The 23,874-nt window shown below is 71.2% G+C and carries 24 protein-coding genes and 1 tRNA gene; 15 read left to right on the top strand and 10 right to left on the bottom strand.

Features of this window, described 5'->3' with window-relative positions:
* Window positions 1-188: 188 nt before the first annotated feature.
* The 3 genes from AQI94_RS38010 to AQI94_RS38000 all read right to left on the bottom strand — a co-directional run bounded on the left by AQI94_RS38010 (window position 189) and on the right by AQI94_RS38000 (window position 4,893).
* Window positions 189-1,076: a coiled-coil domain-containing protein gene (locus tag AQI94_RS38010; RefSeq protein WP_062230195.1), complete on the bottom strand. Its 888-nt coding sequence runs from the start codon at window positions 1,074-1,076 to the stop codon at window positions 189-191.
* 223 nt (window positions 1,077-1,299) lie between these two features.
* Window positions 1,300-3,888 carry an SUKH-4 family immunity protein gene (locus AQI94_RS38005; protein ID WP_062230192.1) on the bottom strand — a complete coding sequence of 863 codons (2,589 nt, stop codon included), beginning with the start codon at window positions 3,886-3,888 and terminating at the stop codon, window positions 1,300-1,302.
* 9 nt (window positions 3,889-3,897) lie between these two features.
* Window positions 3,898-4,893 carry an SMI1/KNR4 family protein gene (locus AQI94_RS38000; protein ID WP_031042181.1) on the bottom strand — a complete coding sequence of 332 codons (996 nt, stop codon included), beginning with the start codon at window positions 4,891-4,893 and terminating at the stop codon, window positions 3,898-3,900.
* Window positions 4,894-5,218: 325 nt separating this feature from the next.
* On the opposite strand from AQI94_RS38000, the gene AQI94_RS37995 reads away from it, so the two are divergent.
* Window positions 5,219-5,791 carry a YwqJ-related putative deaminase gene (locus tag AQI94_RS37995; RefSeq protein WP_031042177.1) on the top strand — a complete coding sequence of 191 codons (573 nt, stop codon included), beginning with the start codon at window positions 5,219-5,221 and terminating at the stop codon, window positions 5,789-5,791.
* 87 nt (window positions 5,792-5,878) lie between these two features.
* Window positions 5,879-6,373: an SUKH-3 domain-containing protein gene (locus AQI94_RS37990; RefSeq protein WP_031042174.1), complete on the top strand. Its 495-nt coding sequence runs from the start codon at window positions 5,879-5,881 to the stop codon at window positions 6,371-6,373.
* A gap of 32 nt (window positions 6,374-6,405) precedes the next feature.
* Here the strand turns inward: AQI94_RS37990 and AQI94_RS37985 are convergent, their stop codons facing one another.
* The gene (locus tag AQI94_RS37985; RefSeq protein WP_031042172.1) at window positions 6,406-7,713 is read right to left on the bottom strand and encodes a sensor histidine kinase; all 1,308 of its coding nucleotides are present in this window, start codon (window positions 7,711-7,713) and stop codon (window positions 6,406-6,408) included.
* Window positions 7,714-7,880: 167 nt separating this feature from the next.
* Between AQI94_RS37985 and AQI94_RS37980 the strand changes: the two genes are divergently transcribed.
* The 8 genes from AQI94_RS37980 (at window position 7,881) to AQI94_RS37945 (ending at window position 14,401) form a co-directional block, all read left to right on the top strand.
* A complete protein-coding gene (locus tag AQI94_RS37980; protein ID WP_031042169.1) occupies window positions 7,881-8,741 on the top strand; it encodes a hypothetical protein in 861 nt (286 codons plus the stop codon).
* A gap of 14 nt (window positions 8,742-8,755) precedes the next feature.
* Window positions 8,756-8,830: transfer RNA gene (locus AQI94_RS37975), tRNA-Gln, on the top strand.
* Between the two features lie 111 nt (window positions 8,831-8,941).
* Complete coding sequence (gene glmU, locus AQI94_RS37970) at window positions 8,942-10,390, top strand: bifunctional UDP-N-acetylglucosamine diphosphorylase/glucosamine-1-phosphate N-acetyltransferase GlmU (protein ID WP_078902682.1); 1,449 nt, start codon at window positions 8,942-8,944, stop codon at window positions 10,388-10,390.
* Between the two features lie 132 nt (window positions 10,391-10,522).
* The gene (locus AQI94_RS37965; protein WP_031042163.1) at window positions 10,523-11,503 is read left to right on the top strand and encodes a ribose-phosphate diphosphokinase; all 981 of its coding nucleotides are present in this window, start codon (window positions 10,523-10,525) and stop codon (window positions 11,501-11,503) included.
* 197 nt (window positions 11,504-11,700) lie between these two features.
* The gene (locus AQI94_RS37960; protein WP_031042160.1) at window positions 11,701-12,294 is read left to right on the top strand and encodes a 50S ribosomal protein L25/general stress protein Ctc; all 594 of its coding nucleotides are present in this window, start codon (window positions 11,701-11,703) and stop codon (window positions 12,292-12,294) included.
* Between the two features lie 120 nt (window positions 12,295-12,414).
* Complete coding sequence (gene pth, locus AQI94_RS37955; protein WP_031042157.1) at window positions 12,415-13,017, top strand: aminoacyl-tRNA hydrolase; 603 nt, start codon at window positions 12,415-12,417, stop codon at window positions 13,015-13,017.
* A gap of 52 nt (window positions 13,018-13,069) precedes the next feature.
* Window positions 13,070-13,573: a hypothetical protein gene (locus AQI94_RS37950; protein ID WP_031042155.1), complete on the top strand. Its 504-nt coding sequence runs from the start codon at window positions 13,070-13,072 to the stop codon at window positions 13,571-13,573.
* Window positions 13,574-13,711: 138 nt separating this feature from the next.
* On the top strand, window positions 13,712-14,401 hold the full coding sequence (locus AQI94_RS37945) for an LPXTG cell wall anchor domain-containing protein (RefSeq protein ID WP_031042152.1): 690 nt from the start codon (window positions 13,712-13,714) through the stop codon (window positions 14,399-14,401).
* A gap of 68 nt (window positions 14,402-14,469) precedes the next feature.
* Here AQI94_RS37945 and ppc read toward each other — a convergent pair whose 3' ends face one another.
* Window positions 14,470-17,211 carry a phosphoenolpyruvate carboxylase gene (gene ppc, locus AQI94_RS37940; protein WP_031042149.1) on the bottom strand — a complete coding sequence of 914 codons (2,742 nt, stop codon included), beginning with the start codon at window positions 17,209-17,211 and terminating at the stop codon, window positions 14,470-14,472.
* A 307-nt stretch (window positions 17,212-17,518) separates the two neighbouring features.
* Here ppc and AQI94_RS37935 point away from each other — a divergent pair, with 307 nt between their 5' ends.
* From AQI94_RS37935 to AQI94_RS37925, 3 genes are read left to right on the top strand one after another with little or no spacing between them, the layout of a single operon-like run.
* Window positions 17,519-18,529 carry an acyl-CoA desaturase gene (locus tag AQI94_RS37935; protein ID WP_031042147.1) on the top strand — a complete coding sequence of 337 codons (1,011 nt, stop codon included), beginning with the start codon at window positions 17,519-17,521 and terminating at the stop codon, window positions 18,527-18,529.
* Window positions 18,526-19,206, top strand: a complete 681-nt coding sequence (locus AQI94_RS37930) for a TetR/AcrR family transcriptional regulator (protein ID WP_031042144.1) — start codon at window positions 18,526-18,528, stop codon at window positions 19,204-19,206. The genes AQI94_RS37935 and AQI94_RS37930 overlap by 4 nt, the downstream gene beginning before the upstream one ends.
* A 21-nt stretch (window positions 19,207-19,227) precedes the next feature.
* A complete protein-coding gene (locus AQI94_RS37925) occupies window positions 19,228-19,518 on the top strand; it encodes a hypothetical protein (RefSeq protein WP_031042141.1) in 291 nt (96 codons plus the stop codon).
* A 66-nt stretch (window positions 19,519-19,584) separates the two neighbouring features.
* On the opposite strand, the gene AQI94_RS43645 is transcribed toward AQI94_RS37925, so the two are convergent.
* The 3 genes from AQI94_RS43645 to AQI94_RS37915 form a co-directional block, all read right to left on the bottom strand.
* Entirely contained in the window at window positions 19,585-19,758 is a 174-nt protein-coding gene (locus tag AQI94_RS43645) for a CsbD family protein (RefSeq protein WP_078902681.1), read from the bottom strand.
* 64 nt (window positions 19,759-19,822) lie between these two features.
* Window positions 19,823-20,176: a VOC family protein gene (locus AQI94_RS37920; RefSeq protein ID WP_031042137.1), complete on the bottom strand. Its 354-nt coding sequence runs from the start codon at window positions 20,174-20,176 to the stop codon at window positions 19,823-19,825.
* Window positions 20,176-20,976, bottom strand: a complete 801-nt coding sequence (locus tag AQI94_RS37915) for a trans-aconitate 2-methyltransferase (RefSeq protein ID WP_031042135.1) — start codon at window positions 20,974-20,976, stop codon at window positions 20,176-20,178. The genes AQI94_RS37920 and AQI94_RS37915 overlap by 1 nt, the downstream gene beginning before the upstream one ends.
* Window positions 20,977-21,065: 89 nt before the next feature.
* Here AQI94_RS37915 and AQI94_RS37910 point away from each other — a divergent pair, with 89 nt between their 5' ends.
* On the top strand, window positions 21,066-21,563 hold the full coding sequence (locus AQI94_RS37910) for a MarR family winged helix-turn-helix transcriptional regulator (RefSeq protein ID WP_007382615.1): 498 nt from the start codon (window positions 21,066-21,068) through the stop codon (window positions 21,561-21,563).
* On the opposite strand, the gene AQI94_RS37905 is transcribed toward AQI94_RS37910, so the two are convergent.
* Window positions 21,522-22,289, bottom strand: a complete 768-nt coding sequence (locus AQI94_RS37905) for a LuxR C-terminal-related transcriptional regulator (protein WP_031042132.1) — start codon at window positions 22,287-22,289, stop codon at window positions 21,522-21,524. The two genes, AQI94_RS37910 and AQI94_RS37905, sit on opposite strands and share 42 nt — an antisense overlap.
* Before the next feature lie 274 nt (window positions 22,290-22,563).
* On the opposite strand from AQI94_RS37905, the gene AQI94_RS37900 reads away from it, so the two are divergent.
* Window positions 22,564-23,022 carry a GNAT family N-acetyltransferase gene (locus AQI94_RS37900; protein ID WP_031042129.1) on the top strand — a complete coding sequence of 153 codons (459 nt, stop codon included), beginning with the start codon at window positions 22,564-22,566 and terminating at the stop codon, window positions 23,020-23,022.
* On the opposite strand, the gene AQI94_RS37895 is transcribed toward AQI94_RS37900, so the two are convergent.
* Complete coding sequence (locus tag AQI94_RS37895; protein WP_031042126.1) at window positions 23,012-23,800, bottom strand: hypothetical protein; 789 nt, start codon at window positions 23,798-23,800, stop codon at window positions 23,012-23,014. The genes AQI94_RS37900 and AQI94_RS37895 overlap by 11 nt on opposite strands.
* Window positions 23,801-23,874 lie beyond the last annotated feature (74 nt).

The following is a 23,874-nucleotide window of genomic DNA, read 5'->3' as shown; positions in this document are numbered from 1 at the left end:
CCCCGAACAGGCGCTCCCACGTAGGGCACTCCAGGCGAGGCCTCGGGCAGGCGATCCGCGCGGAGCCTCCGGCCGGCACTCAGGGCAGAGCCTCGGGCGGGCCCTATAGGGCAGGGGCCGCCCGGGCCCTCCGGCCTCCGCGCACCGCCCTCCGCGTACCGCCCCCCGGCCGGCGGCCCCGGCCCCGCCTACTCCGTCGCCGCTTTCCCCGTGAGTGCCGTCAGGCTGCTGCGTACGTGGTCCATCTGGGCCTGGACCTCGCTCCAGCGTTCGCCGTGCTCCAGCAGCACCCGTTCCGTCTCCCGGGCGATCCGCTCCTCCTCGCCATGGGCCTGCGCGAGGATCTCCGCCGCACGCACGCGTGCGTCCTCCTCGCACTGTTCGACTGACGCCTCCGCCTCGGCGAACCCCCGCTTCGCCTCCGACAGTGCCGCCTCCGCCAGCGCCACCCGTTCGGCGGCCCGCGCGTCCGCCTCGGCCGCCCGCTTCTCGTCGGCCTGTTCCACCTCGGCCCACCGCTCCGCATGCTCCTTGGCCTGCTCGGCGAGCATGGCGGTGGTGCGCTGGCGTACCTCGCGCAGCACGGCCAACGCCTCTCCGCGCCCCGCCTTCACCTCACGCCGGGCGGCGACCCGGATCTCGTCGGCCTCGGCGCGCGCGGCGAGCAGCCGCTGACGGGCGCGCTCCTCGGCCGCAGCGCGCACGGTGTCGGCGTGCGCCTGTGCGGCATCCCGTACGCCGTCGGCGTGCGCCCGCGCCTCGTCCGCGAGGTGCTGCGCCTCCTGCCGCGCCCTGTCCCGGACGGCTTCGGCCTCCTCCTGGCCCAGCTCGAAGAGCCGTCGCGCGCCCTCGCCGAGGGTCTCGTACGCCTGCGGGGTCAGCGTGGACACGACCTCCCGCAGCCACTCCGCCTCGGCCTCCATCTCCCTGGCGAGCACGGTCAGCCGGGCGGCCCGTTCCCAGGCGGCGTCACGGTCCTGGGACAGGGCGGCGGCGTACGCGTCGACCTGTTCGGGGCGGTAGCCGCGCCCCCGTACGGGCACGAACCCCGGGGGCGACACCGGTGCGCTGCTCATCCTGGAATTCCTCTCCGCCGACAACACAAACGGACGCGAAATGATGATTTCGCGCACATCTTGATGTATCGGACGGAAATGTTCATAACGCGACACTCCGCACGACTACCCCGGTCGTCACGGATCGTCATGTGATCGAGTGTGCGCAAAAAAGGGCCGGACCCGGTCGTACGACCGGGTCCGGCCCTCCACGCGCGCGAGCGTCAGTCGCGGCGGGGCGGGGTTACAGCAGCCCGTCCCACATCTGTTCGAGCAGCACCGACCACCAGCTCTCCGGCGAGCCCAGCGCCGCCGGGTCGAGCGAGGCCAGCTGGGCCTGGAAGTCGACGGTCCAACGACCCGCCTGCTCCTGGTTCAGGCCGAACCGCAGCCGCCACATCCGGCCGAGCAGCGCCAGACAGCGCTGGAACTCGGGCAGACCCGTGTTCACGAACTGCGGCGGCACCGGCGCACCGCCCGGTCCGGCCTCCACCGGCACGGCGACGATGTTCGCCGTGCCGTACTGCACACAGACCGCCTTGCCGAAGTCGCTGCCCATGACGAGGTACGAGCCCGCGTCGGAGGCCGGCTGCACCCCGCGTTCGGCGGCCAGTTCGGCCAGCGTCGGCACCGGCCGCCCCGGCTGGGCCTGCGCCCAGAAGAAGGGGCCCATGTCCACCGGCAGCCCCGCCACGACCAGCGAGTGCGCGACGACCGGCGGCACGCCCTGGCGGTCCACCGCGACCTGCTCGAACCGGAAGATCCCCGGGCCGAAGGCTCCCGCCAGCTCCTGCGCCACACCCTCCGGCGGGATCGGCGGCGCCGCCTGGACCGGGGGCAGGGGGGCGCGGACGGGCGCCGGACGCGCCGGGCCGTCGGCGACCTGGTGCAACTCGCCTTGGTGTGCCAGGAGTTGCTGCATGCCCTGTTGCCGGCTCGCGTGATCCGTGCCGTACGGCGCGATGCTCGCGATCCGCGCCTGCGGCCACTGCTCCCGGATCATCCGCGCGCAATACGCCCCCGGCAGCTCACAGGACTCCAACTCGGTGTGCAGCTCCAGCACTTGGTCCGGGGGGACGTTCATGCCGCGCAGCTCGTGGAAGATCTGCCACTCCGGGTGCGGCGTCCCCGGCGCCGACCGCCGGATCAACTGCTGCTCGGACCCGTCCTGCGCGCGGTACCGAAGCACCGCCTGGTACCCCGGACCGACCGTGGGCTGCGACTGCTGGGGGTAGCCGTAGGCCGGGGGCTGCCCGGGGGCGGGATGCCCCTGCGGCGCCGGGCCCGGGGACGGTACGGCTCCCGGAGGAGGCGGCGGCATCGCGCCCGGCGGCATCGGCTGCGGAGCGCCCTGAGCGGCTCCGGGGGCACCGGGGGCTCCGGGAGCTTGCGGCGGTGGAGGCATGCCGGGGCCGGTCGCCGGAGGTGGGGACAACACGGTTTCCGCGTGATGCACGGCTCCCGACGCGGTCCGGGGAACCCCGGGGGGCCCGGGAGGCTGCGGCGCACCCGGAGCACCCGGAGCACCGGGGAAGGGCGGCGCCCCCTGAGTGCCGGGGAACCGGGGCGCGTCGGCCGCACCCGGCACACCGGGAACAGGTGCCTGCGGAGCCCCGGGCGCGCTCGGGAACCGCGGTGCCCCCTGCCCAGGTGCGCCCTGTCCCACGGAAGGCTGCGGCGCACCGACCGCCCCCGGCGGAGGCGGAGTGGGCGCACCGGCGCCCGGGGTCGGCGGCGGGCCCGGAGGCTGCGGTGCCGCCGAACCCGGGGACCCCTCGGCACCCGGCGCCGACACGAACTGGGTGGGCACATACCCGCCCCCCGGCGCACCGGGCACCCCGGGAGGACCGGGCGGAGGCGGCGGGGTCGAGCCCCCGGCCTGCGCCGCCCGCGACGGCGGCGCCAACCTGCTGGTGGCGACATCAGCGATGTCCCCGGCACTCGGCGCGGGCCTGGGAGCCCCGGGCGCAGCGGGCACACCTGCCCCGGAACCGACGGCCCCTTGCGGATAGCCGTACGAGGACGCACCCGGCGCGGCGGACGGAGGCATCGCACCGGCCCCCGCACCCGAGGCACCAGCGGCCCCCTGCGGATAGCCGTACGAAGAGCCGCCCGACGGCGCACTCCCCTGCGCACCCTCCTCACGCCCCCCGGACGACGACGTCCCGCCCCCCGAGATCCGCGTGGTCCTGGAGTCCAGCGGCTCCGACACCTCGGCGATCTCCGAAGCCTCGGACACCTCCACGAGCTCCGAAGCCGACGAGGCCGACGGAGCCCCCGCCCCCGCCGTCTCCTCCGCGCCACCGCCCCCGTCGCTCACCGGCGCCGAGAACACCGTGTCCGGCAAGGCCACGGACAGGTCCTCACCGCCGTTGGTGTCGGTCCCGGTCCACGGCCGCGCCCCCGCCGGCACGTCGGGCGCCGCGGCATCCGCGGCCGCCCCGCCGATCCCCAGCTTGTCCGCCGCGTCCTGCAACCACTCCGGCGGTGTCAGCAGGAACGACGTCTGGTTCAGGTCGAGACGGGACGCAGCCGCGCTGCCCGCCGCCGCTCCCGCGTCCCCGGCCCCGTCCTCCCGCCCGTACTCCTCCTCGTACCGGCGAACGACCTCACCCACCGGCAGCGAGGGCCACAGCGTGGCCTCCCCGCTGTCCCGGGCGATCACCAGCCGCTGCGCGCCCCCGTCCGAACGCGGCCCCTCCGCACGGTCCTCGGCCCACACCACGAACCCGAGGCCGAACTCCCGCACCCGCACCTCACGATGCTGGTACGAGGGCACGTCCCCGTTGATCCACTCCTCCGCGCGCTCCTGCGCCTGCGCGAACGTCACCATCGCTGAAGCTCACTCCCCCGACACGGAAGAAGACACGGGAACGGAACGGGCGAACCCGCCGTCCACCATCAGGTTCGCCACCGTCTCCAACTCCGGCGGATTACCGGCCAGCCGGGACAGGAACACGTCGAAGTCCGCGCCACAGGGCAGCAGCAGCCGCTCCACGCGCTCGGGAGGCGGCATGGCGGGGTCGACGTCGCGTGCGTCGTCGTAGGCGCAGAACCAGACCGAACCGACGCCCTCGCCCTTCACCTTCACGGCCAGCAGACCGCCCTGGACGAAGCCGACACCGAGATAGTCCTTGGTCAGATGGTCGCGCAGGCACTTGTTGACGTACACGAGGTCGTTGACCGCCGCCTCGTCGCGCACCGTGAAGAAGGGCTGGTCGACCAGGAGTCCCAACTCCGCGTCCAGCGCGGCTCCCACCGGCGCCGAGCCGCCCGCCGCCTTCAGGAACGACCGGTAGGCGCCCGGCAGCCGGTACCCGAGGTCCTCCTCGACCCCCTGCACCTGCGACTCCGTCACCGCCAGCGACGCCTTCGGCAGCCCGAAGTGCGCCGGACGCGTCTCCTGCAACGGCCGCGTCCCGCGCTTGTTCTGGTCGACACGTGTCGTCGCGATCCCGCCGTGATGCCGCAGCAGGGCCTTCACCTCGACCGGGATCAGTTCCAGGCGCCGGGAGGCCACCACGTGGTGCCAGGTCCAGCCGTGCGGCGTCGCCACCGCAGGCACCGTGTCCCACAGCTCGTGACCGGTCGCCGCGAGCGCCGCGTTGGCCGACACGTAGTCCGTCAGCCGCAGTTCGTCGACCCCGAAACCCTCCGGCGGCTCGGCGATCTCCGCGGCGGCACGCGCGTACGGCGAGAAGTCGGGGTAGCCACGCTCGTCCACCCGCACCCCTCTGGGATGACGCGCGGCCCGGACCGGATCCGGGAAATGCACGACCTGCCCGGCATAGGCCGCGTTCGGCGGCGCGGCTTGTTGCCCGAGCCGACCTGTCGTCATGGCGAAAGCCCCCTGCGGCGCTCTGGTACGACCCGCGGCGACCCCTTCGGCAAAGCAGGGCCGCCACGCGCCGTATCGACTGTCTCGTCCGTCTCCACGCGTCAACCGCGCGCATCGCGGCGACCACTTGGATCGCGGTGCGGACAGCCTATGCGGTACGACGACACCGGTCACCGGGCACCGGCCAGGCCCCCTCCGCTTCTGTGACCAGCCGTCACCCCATCGTGACGGCGCCACCGAACACGGGCGTGTCGCACCGCCCCAGCTTCCGCACCAGCCACGCCATTTGGCAGTCTGTGCCATCCGGGGGGATGCTCGGGAGGGGATGACGATCATGAACACGACGCAGACGGGACCGCACGCAGGACCGCACGAGGGCACGACGACCGGCATGAACGGCGGCCCGCACGCCGGCGTCAACGGCGATCCCCGCATCGGCTGGAGCAGCGCCGAGAGACCCCACGCGCCCACCCTCCGCCACCGGCGCGACGGCATACTGCCCACGGTCGCCGCCGCCCTCTCCGTCCGCGGCGCCACCCTTACCTCCACCGCCGCCCGCGGCGACCTGGCCCCGCCGCTGCACCCGCTCGTCCAGGACTTCCTCGACACCCTCGGCAGCGACCGGCGCGACCGCTTCACCGGCCGCTGCGCCGAGACCATGCTGATATCGCGACACATCACCGCGGCCGACGAGGCCCGCAGCAAGCGCGCCGCCCGCAAGCCGATGACCAACGGCGAGGCCCGCCGCGCCCTCAAGCAGGCCAAACTCACCGCCCGCCGCATCCGCGAGGACGGTGACCCGCTGCACGGCAGCTTCGCGGCCCCCTGCCGCGCCTGCACCGCCCTGAGCGCCCACTTCGGCGTACGCATCGTCGACCCCACGGCGAACGGCGGCTGACACCCCCACCCCCCACCGGACGACCCGCACGACGGCGCCCCACGCACCCCGGCGCCCACCCATGACCTCGACGAACGCGAAGGGCAGATGCACCCCGACCGCACCCACAGCACCCGCTTCCCCGTCCCCGTCGACGCCGTGCTGCGCGCCGCCGGCTGGCAGCCCGGACGCTGGGACATAAAGCAGGCCGAGATCTGGGCCGACGCCCTGCGCGACCACGCCTCGCCCGCCGGACACCGGCACGCCGTGTTCCCGGCCGCCGTCGAGGCCTGGGCCGAGTTCGGCGGACTCCATCTGACCCCCACCGGCCCTGGCCGCCAGGTGGCACCCGCCCGCCTCCACCTCGACCCGCTGCACGGGCTCCACATGGCCCGCACCCTCGCCGACCTCGGCCGCGCCCTCGACACCGAGGTCTGCCCCGTCGGCGCCGAGACCGACACCCAGGCGCTCCTCGCCATCGACACCGAAGGCCGCGTCTACGCCCTCGACCACACCGGCGACTGGTACCTCGGCCCCGACATCGACCAGGCCCTCGCCGGCCTCGTCGCCGGCATCGAACCCACCCGCCTCACCGCCGGCTGACCTCTCCACGACAGCGGCGGCTCCCACGGCGCTCACACCGCCGGGATCACCGCCGACACCCGGAAGCCGCCGGCCTCCGTGGGCCCCGACACGAACACCCCGCCCAGCGCGGAGACCCGCTCCTTCATCCCCACCAGGCCGTTGCCCCCCGACGGCAGCCGGGCCGAGGTGAGCGACGAGAGCTCCGGCGGCGGTTCGTTCTCCACCTGCATCGCGATCTCCGACACCCGGTGCGCCAGACGCACGTGCGTCTTCGCACCCGCCGCGTGCTTGTGGACGTTCGTCAACGCCTCCTGCACCACCCGGAACGCCGTCTGCTCGATCTGCGCCGCGTACGACCGCACATCGCCCTCCACCGACAGATCCACGGCCATGCCGGCCGCGGCCGACTGCCCGATCAGCGTCTCCAGATCGTCCAGACAGGGCCCGTCGGTCTCGTCCACCGCCCGCGAGGCCGCCGCGGCCGCCGCCACCCCCACCGCGACCAGCGGCACCGCCGCCCGCTCAGGGCGCCCGAACCCGTCCCCGCTGCGCAGCACACCGAGCATCTCCCGCAGCTCGGTGAGCGCCTGCCGGCCCATGTCCCCCACCAGGGCCGCGTTCTTCACGGCCTTCTCGGGGTCCTTGCGGGCCACCGCCTGCAACGCGGCCGCGTGCACCACCATCAGGCTCACCCGGTGCGCCACGACATCGTGCATCTCGCGGGCGATACGGGTCCGCTCCTCGCCCCGCGCCCACTCCGCCCGCTCCTCGGCCCGCTCGGCGAGCAGCTGAAGCTCCCGCTCCAGGTCGTCCGCCCGCTCCCGCAGACTCTCCATCAGCCGGCGCCGCGCCCCCACGTACAGCCCGAGCAGCAGGGGCGGCGCGGTCATCCCGATCGCGGTCGTGATCGACGCGAAGGGTACGAACCAGTCCCCCAGGTCCAGTTCGCCGTGCGCCATGTCCTGGCGCACCCGCACGAACATCACGATCAGCATCCCGACCAGGGACATCCCCGCCAGCGAGCCGATGATCCGGCGCGGCAGCTCGGACGCGGCCAGCGTGTACAGGCCGACGATGCCCATGAGATAGCCCATCTGGGCCGGCGTGATGGCGATGCTCACGAGCACGACGGCGATCGGCCACTTGCGCCGGACGAGCAGGACCGACCCCGTCAGCACACCGAACACGATCCCCGCGGCCATCGGGATCCCCGCGTCGTCCGCGAACCGGATCCCCTCGAACGCACACTCCACCGCGGACGCCGACGCCAGTCCCGCGTCCAGTACCGCACTGCGCCACCGTGCCCACCACCACGGCCCCGTCTGAGCCGCGGTGGTGTCTTCCCCCGTCGTGGTCATGCCTCCAGCCTACGTTCGGCCCCCGCAGGTTTTCCGGTGCATTTCGACGACTGGCCTACACCACATGGAGTGACCGGTCGACCACGAAACGACCCGATATCCCTCGAACTGCTGAATCGCTCACCGTTCGAGGCCGGAAGATCGGATTCCGCCCGGACGGTATGCCTATGGCACATCCATACAGCAAGTACGCGGACTTCGAGGCGCTGCGGGAGCGGGCGGTCGCGCTGCGACAGGAAGGGCTCAGCCGACGACAGATCCGCGACCGACTGCACATCGACAACAACGACCTCCTCAACCGCCTCCTGGAGGGCGAGCCGCCCCCGGAATGGACGAAACGACCGAACGCGAAGGACGACCTACGGGACAAGGCGAGGGAACTCCGGCTCCAGGGCTGGACCTACGACCAGATCCAGGTGGAACTGGGGTGCTCGAAGAGTTCGATCTCGCTGTGGGTCCGGGATCTGCCGAAGCCGGAGCGGCGAGATTCGACGGAACAGGCAAAGCTGGCGGCACGCAAGAGGTGGGAGCACGAGGGCGCGAGGCGGGACAAGGAGCGCCAACAGACCAAGGGGGCGGCCGCTGCAGAAATCGGCGCAATGTCCGACCGCGAGTTGTTCTTCTTGGGTGTCGGCCTCTACTGGGCAGAGGGGAGCAAGGACAAGCCGTACGACCGCCGCGAAAGCGTAATCTTCGTCAACAGCGACCCCGGGATGATCAAGGTCTACCTGGCCTGGCTGGACCTTCTCGGAGTTGTGCGCGAGCGCATGCGGTACGCCGTCATGATCCATGAGAGCGCGGACGCCTCAGCCGCCGAAGAGTACTGGGCCAACGTCGTCGGCGCCGACCGCTCCGCCTTTTACAAGACGACCCTGAAGAAGCACAACCCGAAGACTGTGCGGAAGAACGTCGGCGACTCCTACCGGGGTTGCCTGGCAGTCAGAGTCCTGAAGGGGGCCGACTTGTACCGTCGCATCGAAGGCTGGTGGTCTGGCATGGTGGTGGAGGCCGAGCGGCGAACCGCGTAGGCTGCGTCCCATAATCCCCCGTGGTGTAATCGGCAACACACGTCACTTTGGATGATGTATTTCAGGTTCGAGTCCTGGCGGGGGAGCCACACGCCGTTCGGGCCCTGACAGCACTGTCAGGGCCCACTCTCATGTCGCCCGGGAAACGCCCCGGTATCCTGCGGATGTCACCCTCCCCCTCCACAGCCGAAGGGCATCCCGTGAGCGCCATTCGCCCGGCAGCCGTCGTCGTTCTCGCAGCGGGTGAGGGCACCCGTATGAAGTCGGCCACACCCAAGGTTCTGCATGAGCTGTGCGGTCGCAGCCTGGTCGGCCATGTGCTCGCCGCCGCCCGTGAGTTGGACCCCGAGAACCTCGTCGTGGTCGTGGGGCACGCCCGGGAGAAGGTCACCGCTCACCTCGCCGGCACCGACGCCGACGTACGAACGGCCGTGCAGGCGCAGCAGAACGGCACCGGGCACGCGGTGCGGATGGCTCTGGAGGAGCTGGGCGGCCGCGTCGAGGGGACCGTCGTCGTGGTGTGCGGGGACACCCCGCTGCTGACCGGTGAGACCCTCAACGCCCTTGCCGCCACGCATTCCGCGGACGGCAACGCCGTCACGGTGCTGAGTGCCGAGATGCCGGACGCGACGGGGTACGGGCGGATCGTGCGGGACGAGACCTCCGGTGCCGTGACGGAGATCGTCGAGCACAAGGACGCCTCCGAGGCGCAGCGGGCGATCCGGGAGATCAACTCCGGGGTGTTCGCCTTCGACGGGCAGTTGCTCGCGGACGCGCTGGGCAAGGTGCGCACCGACAACTCCCAGGGTGAGGAGTACCTCACGGACGTGCTCGGGATTCTCCGTGCGGCCGGGCATCGTGTCGGTGCCTGTGTGGCGGGCGACCACCGTGAGATCGCCGGGATCAACAACCGTGTGCAGTTGTCGGAGGCGCGCCGGATCCTCAACGACCGGCTGCTGACGCGGGCGATGCTGTCCGGTGTGACCGTCGTCGACCCGGCCACCACCTGGGTGGACGTGACGGTCACGTTCGACCAGGACGCCGTGGTCCATCCGGGCACGCAGTTGCACGGCGCGACGCACATCGGCGAGGGCGCCGAGGTGGGTCCGAACAGCCGTCTCACCGACACGGTGGTCGAGGCCGGCGCCCGGGTCGACAACACGGTCTCCTACAGCTCCCGTATCGGCGCGGGCGCGAGCGTGGGGCCGTACGCCTATCTCCGTCCCGGCACCCGGCTGGGCGCGAAGGGCAAGATCGGGACGTATGTCGAGACGAAGAACGCGTCCATCGGGGAGGGGACCAAGATCCCTCACCTGTCGTATGTCGGCGATGCGACGATCGGCGAGTACTCGAACATCGGTGCGGCGAGTGTGTTTGTGAACTACGACGGTCAGGACAAGCACCACACGACGGTCGGGTCGCATTGCCGTACGGGTTCGGACAACATGTTTGTGGCGCCTGTCACGGTAGGGGACGGTGCGTACACCGCCGCAGGGTCGGTGATCACGAAGGATGTGCCGCCCGGTTCGCTGGCCGTGGCCCGTGGCCAGCAGCGGAATATCGAGGGCTGGGTGGCCCGGAAGCGTCCGGGGAGCGCGGCGGCGAAGGCGGCCGAGGCGGCTTCCCGGGAGGGCGCGAGCGAGGACTGACCGGAAACAGGTGCGCCGAAGTCGTCGTACCGTGATAAGTGCACACCCGCACCCCACCAGCTGAGACGGCCCGCCGCGCCCAGCGGCGTGTCTGTGGCCAGCAGGCTGAGACACCTCTGAGGAGACAGTGCTGTGACCGGGATCAAGACGACCGGCGAGAAGAAGATGATGTTCTTCTCCGGCCGCGCCCACCCCGAGCTTGCCGAGGAGGTCGCCCAGCAGCTGGGTGTCGGGGTTGTCCCGACCAAGGCCTTCGACTTCGCGAACGGCGAGATCTACGTCCGCTACCAGGAGTCGGCCCGTGGTGCCGACTGCTTCGTGATCCAGAGCCACACGGCTCCGATCAACCAGTGGATCATGGAGCAGCTGATCATGATCGACGCGCTGAAGCGCGCGTCGGCCCGCTCCATCACGGTCATCGTGCCGTTCTACGGTTACGCGCGCCAGGACAAGAAGCACCGTGGCCGTGAGCCGATCTCGGCCCGGCTGATCGCGGACCTGATGAAGACCGCCGGTGCCGACCGTCTGCTGACCGTGGATCTGCACACCGACCAGATCCAGGGCTTCTTCGACGGGCCGGTGGACCACCTCTTCGCGCTTCCGCTGCTCGCGGACTACGTGGGCCGGAAGGTCGACCGGGACAAGCTGACGGTCGTCTCGCCGGACGCGGGCCGGGTGCGGGTCGCGGACCGCTGGTGCGACCGGCTGGGCGCGCCGCTGGCGATCGTGCACAAGCGGCGTGACAAGGACGTGGCGAACCAGGTGACCGTCCACGAGGTCGTGGGTGAGGTCAAGGGCCGGGTGTGTGTGCTGGTCGACGACATGATCGACACGGGTGGCACCATCTGTGCGGCCGCGGACGCGCTGTTCGCGCACGGCGCGGAGGATGTCATCGTGACGGCCACCCACGGTGTGCTGTCCGGTCCGGCCGCGGACCGGCTGAAGAACTCCCGGGTGGGTGAGTTCGTGTTCACGAACACCCTGCCGACGCCGGGTGAGCTGGGCCGGGACCTGGACAAGCTGACGGTTCTGTCGATCGCGCCGACGATCGCGAGCGCGGTGCGTGAGGTGTTCGAGGACGGCTCGGTGACCAGCCTGTTCGACGAGCAGTAGGCGCGCGGGCACCCCGAAAAACGCTTCTGCATGATCGATTTTCCTACGGCCTTCCGCGCCGAGTAGACTGCCCCAGTTGCTCGGCGAGGGAGGCCGTATCCATGGATGCGGCGGTCCGTTATCGACGCGCTCTTCGTAGCAGGCCGTTCGTGGCCGGGTGACCACGTCCGTCGCTGTATCTACGAGGAGTGATCCGCATGTCCGAGGTCAAGATCGCCGCCGAGACCCGTTCGGAGTTCGGCAAGGGTGCCGCCCGCCGTATCCGCCGTGACAACAAGGTTCCCGGTGTTCTGTACGGTCGCGGTTCCGACCCCATCCACCTGACCCTCCCGGGCCACGAGCTGCTGCTCGCGCTGCGTACGTCGAACGTCCTGATCGCCCTGGACATCGACGGCAAGACCAACGAGCTGGCCATCCCGAAGTCCGTGCAGCGTGACCCGATCAAGGGTTACCTGGAGCACGTCGACCTTCAGCTGGTCAAGCGCGGCGAGCAGGTCAACGTCGAGATCTACGTGCACACCGAGGGCGACCTGGCCCCCGGCGCCTTCCTGCTGGAGCACGTCCTGAACGCGCTTCCGGTCGAGGCCGAGGCCACCCACATCCCCGAGTCGGTCACCGTCTCCATCGAGGGTCTGGCGGCCGGCGACTCCGTGCTCGCCAAGGACATCCCGCTGCCCAAGGGCACGAAGCTGGCTGTCGAGGAGGACACCGTCGTCCTGCAGGTCCTGGCCGCGCAGGCCGAGGAGTCCGAGGGCGAGGCCGGCGAGGGCGACGAGGCCGCCGAGGCCTGACCGGTCCGGCCGTAGCCGCTGTGCCGCCGGTTCCCCGGCGTCCGGCATCGCGGCAGCGATATACGCTCCAGCCGCCGCCCCCTGTCCGGGGGCGGCGGCTGCGGCATGTGCAGAGGAGAGATGGACGTGACTACCCCCGCCAACGCCCCCTGGCTGATCGTCGGCCTCGGGAACCCGGGGCCCGAGTACGCGGGCAATCGGCACAACGTGGGTTTCATGGTGGCCGATCTGCTGGCCGAGCGGGTCGGGGGCCGGTTCAAGCGGGCCGGGAAGGCGCAGGCGCAGGTCGTGGAGGGGCGGATCGGGCCGCCGGGACCGGCGAACCGGCGGGTGGTCCTGGCGAAGCCCATGTCGTTCATGAACCTGTCCGGCGGGCCGGTGAACGCGCTCAAGGACTTCTTCAAGGTGCCGGTCGCCAACATCGTGGCGATCCATGACGAGTTGGACATCGACTACGGCGTCCTGCGGCTCAAGCTGGGCGGCGGGGACAACGGTCACAACGGGCTGAAGTCGATGACGAAGGCGTTCGGTGCGGAGTACCACCGGGTGCGGTTCGGGATCGGGCGCCCTCCGGGCCGTATGCAGGTCGCGGACTTCGTGCTGAAGGACTTCTCGTCGAGCGAGCGCAAGGAGCTCGACTACTTCGTGGACCGTGCGGCCGACGCGGTGGAGGCTCTGGTGATCGAGGGTCTTGAGCGGGCGCAAAGCACGTACAACTCCTGACTTGTCCGCCGGTCCGCCGGACCCGAGTTGACCCCGCGCAGGGCCATGGCCAATGATCCCGGCCATGCCTGCCACCCCCCTCACCTCCCACCGGGCCTCGGTCGCCGCGCTGCGGTTCGGGCGGCTCGCGTCGATGGGGGTGGTGGCGCTGCTGATCCTGGTCGCGGGGGTGTGGGCGTCCTGGGGCAGCGCGCAGTACGTGATGCTGACCAAGGGGCGGGAGCTCGGCACGATCGAGGTCGCCCGGTGCGCGCGGGAGGTGTGCAGCGGTCCGTACACGCCGTCGTCGCACGGGTCCGTGGCGCGGGACCGGGTCGTCATCGAGAACACGGTGGCGGTGCGGAAGGGCCGGACCTACCCGGTCGTGGTGAAGCCCGGCAGCACGGAGGTCGTGCGGTCGGGGTCGGCCGGGGTGCTGTACGCGTGGGTGCCGATGGGCGGGGCGCTGCTGCTCGCGTCGGTGGTCGTGGCGGGCGGGCTGCGCAGGACCCGGCTCGCGTGGGTGCTGGCCGGGTCGGGGATCGCGCTGCTCACCGCGGCATTCGTGGCCGTCTGACGGCTTTCGCGCTGCTCCCCTTCTGTGGAGAACGTGAGTGTTGTCTGTTCGTGATTGACCGGAGGTCAGTCACACCTGGATGCTGAGCCGCACCCTCCACATCTTCCCTTTTCACTCTCGAAGATGGACTACTGCCCCATGCGTACCGTCACCCGCTTCGGCGTCCTGTCCGCCGTCGCCTCCGCGGCCTTCCTGGTCGCCCCGGTCGCCCACGCCACCCCTCCGGGTGACAACGGCACCGTGAAGATCCACGACGCCACCACCGGCGAAGAGCTCCGCAAGAACGAGCCGCACGTCTGCACCTTCTACCTCGACGCCTTCGGCTTCGACGCCGTCCAGGAGGTCGACTGGCACATCGAGGCCTGGGCCCCGACGGCCGACGTCAAGGGCGAGACCGTGAAGTCGGGCGAGATCACTCTGGGCTCCGACGGTCACGGTCGTACGGAGGACCTGTCGCTGCCCGACGGGCACTACAAACTGTTCTGGAACTTCGACGGAGAGAAGGGCGCCGCCAAGCACAAGGTGTTCTGGACGGACTGCGAGGACGAGGAAGGCGGCGGCGGTACGACGGCCACGCCGACGGCGTCGCCCTCGGGCACTCCCGGCTCGGACGAGTCCGCCTCCCCGAGCGCCGGGCCCAGCGAGTCCGCCGGCGCCTCCACGGAGCCCGGGGCCTCCCCGTCGGTCTCCTCCTCCGCTTCCCCGCAGGGCTCCACCGGTGACCTCGCCGAGACCGGCAACGGCGCGCCCGTCGGTCTGCTCTCCGGGGCCGCCGCCGCGCTGCTGGCGGCGGGCGGTTACCTCGTGGTCAGGCGGCGCCGGGCCTGACGCAGAACCCAAGAAGCGGTGCCCCCGAGCCTTTGAGGCTCGGGGGCACCGCTTCTTCGGTGGCCGGCTCAGCCGGTGTTGCGCAGGCCCGCGGCCACGCCGTTGACCGTGAGGAGCAGGGCCCGGGCGAGCAGCGGGTCGGGCTGCTCGCCGGCGGCGGCCGCGTCGCGCTGGCGCTTGAGCAGCGTCACCTGGAGGTAGGAGATCGGGTCCAGGTAGGCGTCGCGGATGGCGAAGGTCTGCTTGAGGACCGGGGTGGCGTCGAGGAGTTCGGCCTCACCGGTGATCTTCAGGACCTCGCGGACGGTGAGCTCGTGCTCGGCCTCGATGTCGGCGAAGACGTGCTGGAGCTCGGCGGGGACGAGGGTCTCGACGTAGTGGCGGGCGATGCGCAGGTCGGTCTTCGCGAGCGTCATCTCGACGTTGGAGATGAAGTTCCGGAAGAAGTGCCACTGCTCGTGCATCTCGTCGAGCACGGTGTCGAGGCCGGCCTCGCGCAGCGCCTTGAGGCCCGAGCCGACGCCGAACCAGCCGGGCACGATCTGCCGGGACTGGGTCCAGCCGAACACCCACGGGATGGCCCGCAGTCCGTCGAGGGAGACGCCCGAGCCGGGGCGGCGGGAGGGCCGTGAGCCGAGGTGCAGGTCGGCGAGCTGGTCCACCGGCGTCGACGCGAGGAAGTACGTCGGCAGGTCCGGGTCCTCGACCAGCCGGCGGTAGGCCGCGTGAGCGGCGTCGCTCACCACGTCCATGGCCGCGTCCCAGCGGGCCAGCGCCTCGTCCGACTGACGGGGAGCCGTGTGCAGGGCGGAGGCCTGGAGGGTGGCCGCGACCGTCAGCTCCAGGTTCTCCCGGGCCAGCGACGGCACGAGGTACTTGTCGGAGATGACCTCGCCCTGCTCGGTCACCTTGATCTCGCCCTCCAGGGTGCCCCAGGGCTGGGCGAGGATCGCGTCGTGCGAGGGGCCGCCACCGCGGCCGACGGTGCCGCCGCGGCCGTGGAAGAGGCGCAGCCGTACGCCGTAACGGTGGGCGACGTCACGCAGCCGCCGCTGCGCCCGGTGGATCTCCCACTGGCTGGTGGTGATGCCGCCGAACTTCGAGGAGTCGGAGTAGCCGAGCATGACCTCCTGCACATCGCCCCGCAGGGCCACGAGCCTGCGGTACGACGGGTCGGAGAGCATGTCCTCCAGGATGGTGTCGGCGGCCTTGAGCTCGTCGGTGGTCTCCAGGAGCGGCACGATGCCGATCTTCGCCCACCCGGCGTGCAGGTCGAGCAGACCGGCCTCGCGCGCCAGCACCGCCGCCGCGAAGACGTCGTCGGCACCCTGGCACATCGAGATGATGTACGACTCGATGACCTCGGGTCCGAAGACCGCGAGCGCCCGCTTCACGGTCTGGAAGACACCGAGGGTCTTCTCGCCGGCCGCGTCCACCGGAGCCGGGGTGGGCGCGAGGGGCCTGCGCGAGCGCAGCTCCTTCGCGAGCAGCTTGGCCCGGTACTCGCGGGGCATGTCCACATACCGCCAGGACTCCTCGCCGAGCCGGTCGAAGAGCTGGCCGAGGGCGTGGTGGTGGGCGTCGGCGTGCTCGCGGACGTCCATGGTGGCGAGTTGGAGGCCGAAGGCGGACAGGGTGCGGATGGTGCGGTCCATCCGGCCGTCCGCGAACAGACCGCCCCGGTGCTCGCGCAGCGAGGTCTGGATCAGCGTGAGGTCGCTCAGCAGCTCGCTGGTGCCGAGGTAGTCGCGGCCCTCCTCGTGCGGGATGCCCTTGGCCAGGCGGGTCTTGGTGTTCTCCAGCTTCTGCCGGATGCAGGTGGCCTTGAGGCGGTACGGCTCCTCGGCGTTGAGGCGCTTGTAGCGGGGGCTGATCTCCGGCAGGCGCTCCAGGTCGGCCTTCAGGGACTCCAGGAGTTCCTCGGTGGCGCCGGTGTAGCGGATGGAGTTCGAGAGGAAGCCGCGCAGCTCGTCGATGAGCTCCAGGGCGTCGTTGATGCCGTGCTCGTGCTGCAGGATCAGGACGTCCCAGGTGACCTGGGGGGTGACGTTGGGGTTGCCGTCCCGGTCGCCGCCGATCCAGGTGCCGAAGGTCAGGGGGCGGGTGGCGTCGGGGATCCGGACGCCGACGCGCTCCAGCTCGGCCGTCAGGTCCTCCAGGACGTCGCCGACCGCGCCGGCGTGCAGCTCGTCGAGGTAGTAGATGGCGTTGCGGGCCTCGTCGGCCGGCTCGGGGCGCACCACCCGCAGTTCGTCGGTCTGCCAGACGAGGTCGATGTTCTCGGCCAGACGGGTGTCGTAGCGGCGCCGGTCCGTCTCGATGACCGGGGTCTCAAGGAGCGCGGCGATCCGGCGGAGCTTGTTCAGCACCGAGCGGCGGGCGGCCTCGGTCGGGTGGGCGGTGAAGACCGGGCGGACGTTGAGGTTGGCGACGGTCTGGCGCAGGTGCTCGGGATCGGCGTCCTTGAGGCGGTCGGCCGTACGGGCGAGGAGACCGCCCTCGGCGGCGCGCCGGGCCCGCAGCTCGCGGCCGCGGTGCACCTGCTCGGTGACATTGGCCAGGTGGAAGTAGGTGGAGAAGGCCCGTACCAGCTTGGCGGCGGTCTCCAGTTCGATGCCGCGCAGCAGCTCGGCGGCGGCCTCGCCGTCCTCACGGGTGAGGCGGCGCACCTTCTCGACGAGTTCCAGCAGCTCGGGGCCCTCCTGGCGGACGAGGGTCTCGCCCAGGAGGTCGCCCAGCCGGCGGATGTCGGCGCGCAACTCGGTACTGGTCGACATGGCGCTCGTGGTCAGGTCGTCGGCACTGCTCACAGGTGCGGCTCCTTGCAGTGTTGAAGCTCGTCCGGCAGGGGAACCCGGACGGCGGTCGTGCGGCAGCCGCCGCATACGGCCGGGCCATCCGGGAAGAAATCAGAGCGGACCGCGCTGTCCGACCGACTCCAAGGATAGGTGTCCATGCGGACGCGCAGACTCTCGGGCTCTTGCCGCCGGGCGCCGCGCTGCCATACTTACGACGCCGTAGGTTACGGAACCGTAGGGACCGTCGTAACGGAACCCGGGAAGGCTTCCCGCAGCCCGGCACTTGTCTTCAACCCTCGAAACCCCACAGGGGACGCCCATGACCACGCGCTCCGATGTGATCGCAGACGCCCCGAAGGGGACCGACGGCCCGACACCGCCCTCCGCGACGCTGGGCGGTGAGCAGAAACGCTCGCTCGAACAGATCACGCTGCTGCTCTTCATCACCGTCCCCTTCCTCGCCCTGCTCGCGGCGGTGCCGCTGGCCTGGGGCTGGGGCGTGAGCTGGCTCGATCTGGGCCTTCTGGTCTTCTTCTACTACCTCGGCTGCCACGGCATCACCATCGGCTTCCACCGCTACTTCACCCACGGCTCCTTCAAGGCCAAGCGGCCGCTGCGGATCGCACTGGCGGTCATGGGCTCGCTGGCGGTCGAGGGCCCGCTGGTCCGCTGGGTGGCCGACCACCGCAAGCACCACAAGTTCTCCGACGCCGAGGGCGACCCCCACTCGCCGTGGCGGTTCGGGGAGACGGTCCCGGCCCTGATCAAGGGCCTGTGGTGGGCGCACATCGCCTGGATGTTCGACGAGGAGCAGACCCCGCAGGACAAGTACGCGCCCGATCTGATCAGGGACCCGGCGATCCGCGCGATCTCCCGCCACTTCATCTACTGGACGATGCTCTCGCTCGCCCTGCCCGCCGTGATCGGCGGTCTGGTGACGATGTCCTGGTGGGGCGCGTTCACCGGCTTCTTCTGGGGCTCGCTGGTCCGCGTCTGCCTGCTCCACCACGTGACCTGGTCGATCAACTCGATCTGCCACGCGGTCGGCAAGCGGCCCTTCAAGTCGCGGGACCGCTCGGGCAACGTGTGGTGGCTGGCCGTGCTGTCCTGCGGTGAGTCCTGGCACAACCTGCACCACGCCGACCCGACCTCGGCGCGGCACGGGGTGATGCGGGGGCAGCTGGACTCCTCGGCGCGGTTCATCCGCTGGTTCGAGATGCTGGGCTGGGCGTACGACGTGCGCTGGCCGTCACGCTCGCGTATCGATTCACGCCGGAACACGGACGGGGACGGCTCCCGACGCAAGGAGGGGACCGCCGAGGCGGCATGATGGACGCCGTGGCGACCGACTCCAGCAGTACCCCGAGCGACGAAGCGAAGCCGCGGCGTGCCCGGCGCACCCGGATGACGGGGGCCGAGCGCCGCGCCCAGCTTCTGGAGATCGGTCGCACGCTCTTCGCCTCTAAGGGCTTCGAGGCCACGTCGGTGGAGGAGATCGCGGCGAAGGCGGGCGTCTCCAAGCCGGTGGTGTACGAGCACTTCGGCGGCAAGGAGGGCCTGTACGCGGTGGTGGTGGACCGCGAGATGCGGCGCCTGCTGGACATGGTGACGAGTTCCCTGACCGCAGGTCACCCCCGCGAACTGTGCGAACAGGCGGCCTTCGCGCTCCTCGACTACATCGAGGAGTACACGGACGGCTTCCGCATCCTGGTCCGTGACTCCCCGATCCCCCAGTCCACGGGCTCCTTCGCCTCTCTGATCTCGGACATCGCGACCCAGGTGGAGGACATCCTGGGCCGCGAGTTCAAGCGGCGCGGCTTCGATCCCAAGCTGGCCCCGCTGTACGCCCAGGCCCTGGTCGGCATGGTCGCCCTGACCGGCCAGTGGTGGCTGGACGTGCGCCGCCCGAAGAAGGCGGAGGTGGCGGCGCATCTGGTGAACCTGGCGTGGCACGGCCTGGACGGGCTGGAGGCCAAGCCGCGCCTGATAGGACGCAGGAAGTACTGAGCCGACCTCGGAGGGGCGCGCATGCAGTCCGAACCGGTGAAGCCGCCGGGTCCTGAATGGGAGACCGTCTGCCGGGTCTGCGGGCACGACGACGATCCGGAGCCCTTCTGGGAGAGCGGCTGGCCCAATGAGGGCGCCATCTGCCCCTGCTGCGGCAACGAGCCCAGCGTGAACGACATCAGCGTCCTCGCTCTGCGGGAGAAGCGCGGTCACTGGCTCGGCCAGGGTGCGGCCTGGGATTCGCCCAGCTGCCGCCCGAAGGACTGGGACATCCTGGAGCAGGTGAAGAACATCCCGCCCGAGTGGCGCTGACCCGTCACCGGACCGTAGGACGGCCCGTGCACCCAGAGGGTGCACGGGCCGTCCGTTTGGGCACCGTCAGTGCTTGAAGGTGTCCTTCGCCTTCTCCTTGGCCTGGCGTGCGTCTCCCTTGGACTGCCCCGCCCGGCCCTCGGCCTCCATGCTCTCGTTGCCGACCGCGCGTCCCACCGCTTCCTTGGCCTTGCCCTTGAGCTGTTCCTTCTTGGCCTTGGCCTTCTGGTCTCCAGCCACCGTTCTCACTCCCAGTGATTGCGGACTCCGCTGTCATCGCTGCGGGTGACCCGGTCGGCCGCGCTCAAACCAGGAACTCCAGCCGGTTGCCCACGGGGTCGTACGAGTAGAACCGCCGCCGCCCCGGCAGTCCCGTGTCCCACCGGACCGTCGCACCGAGCGCCGCCAGCCGGTCGGCGTACGCCGAGATGTCCGTGACCCTGAGCCCCGCGTGGGCCTTCTGCGACGGTCTGAAGCCTGTCTCGATCCCCAGGTGCAGCACCACGGCCCCCGCCCGGAACCAGCACCCGCCCCGGGCCGCGAGCACCGGCGGCTTGGGGATCTCGGTCATGCCGAGGACGTCGACGTAGTAGGACCGCAGCAGGTCCTCCGAGCCGGGGGGCGCGGCGAGCTGCACATGGTCCACGGCCACGAGCATCAGCCCTCCTTGCGGGCGACGGCGAAGATACGGCGGAACGGGAACGGGGTGCCGTGCGGGCCCGCCGGGTACGCCTCGCGCAGGGCCGCGCGGTAGTCGGCGACAAAGGCGTCGCGAGCCTTCGGGTCGCCGGCGAGCGCGGTCAGGACCGGCCGCAGACCGGTGCCCTTGACCCAGTCCAGGACCGGGTCCTCGCCCTGGAGCAGGTGGACGTACGTGGTCTCCCACGTGTCCACCTCGCAGCCCAGGCCGGCCAGCGCGGCGAGATAGGCCTCGGGCGTGAGTACGGCGTCGTCGTGGCGGAGGGTCTCCGCGAGGCCCGTGGAGGCGGCGAGTTCGCGCATCAGCCGGTGGCTCGGGGAGCCGAAGTTGCCGGGCACCTGGAAGGCGAAGGTGCCGCTGGGGGCGAGCCCGGCGATCCAGTCCGCGAACCGCTCCACGTGCCCCGGCACCCACTGGAGCGTGGCATTGCTGATGATCAGGTCGTACGTCTGTCCGGGCGCCCAGGTGCGCACGTCCGCGTGGGCGAAGTCCAGGCTGCCGCCCCCGGCCGTGGGACCGGCGTACTCGACCCGCGCCTTGTCGAGCATCTCGGCGGAGTTGTCGTAGCCGGTGATCCGGGCCGTGGGCCAGCGCGCGGCGAGCAGCGCCGTCACATTGCCGGGACCGCAGCCGAGGTCGGCGATCAGGGGCGCACGGCCCGGCAGGTCCGGGACGCGGGCGAGGAGGTCGGTGAAGGGGCGGGCGCGGTGGTCCGCGTGGCGCAGGTACTGGGTGGGGTCCCAGGTGGGGGTCGTCATGCCCTCCACCTTCCCCGCCGATTTATCTTGATGTCAAGAGACTTCACATCAAGAGACTTCACATCGACACAACCACTACACTGATCGTCATGGAGGACGAGGTCGATCGGCTGGTCGCAGCGTGGCGCCGGGAGCGCCCTGACCTCGACGTGGAACCGCTCGAGGTGCTCAGCCGGGTGAGCAGACTGGCCCGGCACCTGGACCGGGCACGCCGGCTGGCCTTCGCGGAGCACAGCCTGGAGCCCTGGGAGTTCGACGTGCTGACCGCGCTCAGGCGCGCGGGGACGCCGTACCAGCTCTCCCCGGGGCAGCTGCTGACGCAGACCCTGGTCACCTCGGGCACGATGACCAACCGCATCGACCGGCTGGCCAAGAAGGGCCTGGTGGAGCGGCTGCCCGACCCGAGCGACCGACGCGGGGTGCTGGTCCGGCTCACGGAGGACGGCAAGGACCGCGCGGACCAGGCCCTCGCCGGTCTGCTGGAACAGGAACGCGCGATCCTCGCCGAGCTCTCCCGCGCCCAGCGCGGCGAACTGGCCGGGCTGCTACGCCAGTTGACCGCCCCGTTCGACAACATCCCCGGCTAGGTCGACCGGCCCCACGCCCGCGCGCCGCGCCAGGGCGACGGCGGCCAGGGTGGAGTGGACGCCCAGCTTGCCGAGGACGTTCTGCATATGGGTGCGGACGGTGTGCGGCGAGAGGAACAGCCGCTCGGCGACGGCCTTGCGGCCCAGGCCGGCGACCATGCAGCGCAGCACCTCCCGCTCGCGCGGGGTGAGGGACTCCACCAGCCGCTCGCTCTCGGTGCGGTGCTTGCGGGCGGCGGTGAGTTCCCTGAGCACACCGGTGAGCAGGGCGGGCGGCAGATGGGTCTCGTCGCGCAGCACCCCCCGGATGACGGTGAGCAGCCGGGACAGCGAGCAGTCCTTGGCGACCCAGCCCGAGGCGCCGGCCTGCAGGGCGAGCGCGGCCCGCCGCGGATCGTCCTTCTCGGCGAGCACGACGATCCGGACCGCCGGCTGCCCCGTACGGACCCCGGCGACCAGCGATATGCCGTCGACCAGGCCCTCCTCGCCGCCGTCCGGCACGGACACGGCGGGCCTGATGCCCTGGACGTTGCCGCCCAGATCGGCGTCGACGAGCAGCACGTCGAAACGGCGGCCCTCGGCGGCCGCGCGCTCCAGACTGCGCAGCGCGGCGGGACCGCTGCCGGCCGCGGAGACCTCCACGTCGGGCTCGGCCGCCAGCGCGGCGGCGAGCGACTCGGCGAAGATGCGATGGTCGTCGACGACCAGGACTCGGATGCGAACCACGAAACCCCCTTCCCCAAGCTCTCGAAGAGCAGGGGATACCCCATCGTCTTCGTCTGAGGACGACTCGGGAGACGACACCGCCGCGGGTACGACCGCCCGAAGCACGATGGCCGCACGGCCGCCGCCGCGCAAGAACTGCTACCCCCACTTCGGGCGTCGTACCCGACCGTCTCGCCCCCTGATCAGCACCGGCCCCCACCGGTGCTGTTCATCAGGGTACGGCCGGGGGGCAGGAGCGGAAGGTTATTTGCAGAACTGGCTGTCCGCTGCGTTTATGGTGAGCCGCATGTTTCGTCTGGAGACAGAAGTCGACAAAGCCCGGCAGGATCTGCTCCGCAAACGGCTGCGGGACACCAACACGGCCGCCTCCCCGGTCCTGCGGGCGCTGCGCGGAACCCCAGGTGAACGCGAACTTCCGCTCCATGTCTGGGCGTTGGACGACTCCGGCGCCCTCGCGGGCGGGCTGGTCGGCCACACCTGGACGAGCTGGCTGCACGTGACCTACCTGTGGGTGGACGAGCGGCACCGCGGGACGGGCCTGGGTTCGCAGTTGCTCGCACGGGCGGAGCGGATGGCGCGTCGCGCGCGGGGCTGCACCTCCGTACGCCTGGAGACCTGGGACTTCCAGGCGCCGGAGTTCTACAAGAAGCAGGGGTACGAGGTGGTGTGTGTGATCCCGGACTATCCGCCGGGGGGCACGGAGTACACCCTCACCAAGCACCTCACCGTCTGAAACGCCACGAGCCGGGCTCGTCCGCCGGCTGCAGACCCAGCTCCCCGGCGATGCCGGCCGCGCGACGGTGGGGGACGTCGGGGTAGTGCGCGGGATGCACCTCGACGAAGCCGTGGTCGTCGGCCGAGGCCGTGCGCAGTGCCTCGCGGAGCGTGTGCTCCTGTTCCTCGACCCTGGCCCGCTCCTCCCGCCGCCGGGCGACGGTCGCGCCCCGGCGGCCCGTGGCCGCGACGATGCCCAGGGCGATCAGCGCGCACACCCCCACCCCCAGGACGTCACCGGTCGCGTCCGTGTCGCCCGGGATCCGGGGACGCAGGACGCCCTCGGGGTCCGCGAGCACGGTGACGCTCTGCCCGACGGCGAAGCGGCCGGATCCGGCCCGCAGGGCGGGGCCCGGGAGCCTGGTGCCGTCGCGGCGCGCGAGGGCGTAGTCGTAGGTGTCCGCCTCGCGCCCCCGGTCCGGGGCGGGCCAGTCCCTGACCACGGTGGCGGTGACCCGTTCGCCCCGCCGTTCCAGGGTGAGGTCGTCGCGGGCCAGGTCGGCGATGTACACGGCCACCAGCGAGGCCCCGACCACCAGCAGCGCCGCGGTCAGGCCCGTCTCGTCCGCGCACAGCCTCGTCAGCAGCAGGGCGAGGAGCACCCCGTGCGCGATCCACAGGGGCACCAGGAGTCCGTAGCCCTGGTCGTCCGCCAGGAGGAAGAAGCCGACGATCGCGGCGAGCGCGTAGCAGCCGATGCCGATCGCCGACAGGATGCGAAGACGCCCTCGACTCACGCTCCGACGCTACTGGGGCGTATGTCAGGGAGAGGCCCGGCTTTCCCCAAGTTCGGATCAAGCCGGGCAAAACA

Origin of the sequence: Streptomyces pseudovenezuelae, assembly GCF_001513955.1 — a bacterium.
Lineage (GTDB): Bacteria > Actinomycetota > Actinomycetes > Streptomycetales > Streptomycetaceae > Streptomyces > Streptomyces pseudovenezuelae.
The sequence above is the reverse complement of the archived record's forward strand: the minus strand, read 5'-3'. Positions and strand labels throughout refer to the sequence as shown.

Coding starts and splice junctions, on each gene's coding strand:
- AQI94_RS37985 (WP_031042172.1), bottom strand. CDS start 7,713: ATGACCACGACGGGGGAAGACACCACCGCGGCTCAGACGGGGCCGTGG.
- AQI94_RS37960 (WP_031042160.1), top strand. CDS start 11,701: ATGTCCGAGGTCAAGATCGCCGCCGAGACCCGTTCGGAGTTCGGCAAG.
- AQI94_RS37930 (WP_031042144.1), top strand. CDS start 18,526: ATGATGGACGCCGTGGCGACCGACTCCAGCAGTACCCCGAGCGACGAA.
- AQI94_RS37900 (WP_031042129.1), top strand. CDS start 22,564: ATGGTGAGCCGCATGTTTCGTCTGGAGACAGAAGTCGACAAAGCCCGG.
- AQI94_RS37935 (WP_031042147.1), top strand. CDS start 17,519: ATGACCACGCGCTCCGATGTGATCGCAGACGCCCCGAAGGGGACCGAC.
- AQI94_RS37945 (WP_031042152.1), top strand. CDS start 13,712: ATGCGTACCGTCACCCGCTTCGGCGTCCTGTCCGCCGTCGCCTCCGCG.
- pth (WP_031042157.1), top strand. CDS start 12,415: ATGGACGTGACTACCCCCGCCAACGCCCCCTGGCTGATCGTCGGCCTC.
- AQI94_RS38005 (WP_062230192.1), bottom strand. CDS start 3,888: ATGGTGACGTTCGCGCAGGCGCAGGAGCGCGCGGAGGAGTGGATCAAC.
- AQI94_RS37950 (WP_031042155.1), top strand. CDS start 13,070: ATGATCCCGGCCATGCCTGCCACCCCCCTCACCTCCCACCGGGCCTCG.
- AQI94_RS38000 (WP_031042181.1), bottom strand. CDS start 4,893: ATGACGACAGGTCGGCTCGGGCAACAAGCCGCGCCGCCGAACGCGGCC.
- AQI94_RS37990 (WP_031042174.1), top strand. CDS start 5,879: ATGCACCCCGACCGCACCCACAGCACCCGCTTCCCCGTCCCCGTCGAC.
- AQI94_RS37915 (WP_031042135.1), bottom strand. CDS start 20,976: ATGACGACCCCCACCTGGGACCCCACCCAGTACCTGCGCCACGCGGAC.
- AQI94_RS37920 (WP_031042137.1), bottom strand. CDS start 20,176: ATGCTCGTGGCCGTGGACCATGTGCAGCTCGCCGCGCCCCCCGGCTCG.
- AQI94_RS37910 (WP_007382615.1), top strand. CDS start 21,066: ATGGAGGACGAGGTCGATCGGCTGGTCGCAGCGTGGCGCCGGGAGCGC.
- AQI94_RS37980 (WP_031042169.1), top strand. CDS start 7,881: ATGGCACATCCATACAGCAAGTACGCGGACTTCGAGGCGCTGCGGGAG.
- AQI94_RS37995 (WP_031042177.1), top strand. CDS start 5,219: ATGACGATCATGAACACGACGCAGACGGGACCGCACGCAGGACCGCAC.
- AQI94_RS38010 (WP_062230195.1), bottom strand. CDS start 1,076: ATGAGCAGCGCACCGGTGTCGCCCCCGGGGTTCGTGCCCGTACGGGGG.
- AQI94_RS37925 (WP_031042141.1), top strand. CDS start 19,228: ATGCAGTCCGAACCGGTGAAGCCGCCGGGTCCTGAATGGGAGACCGTC.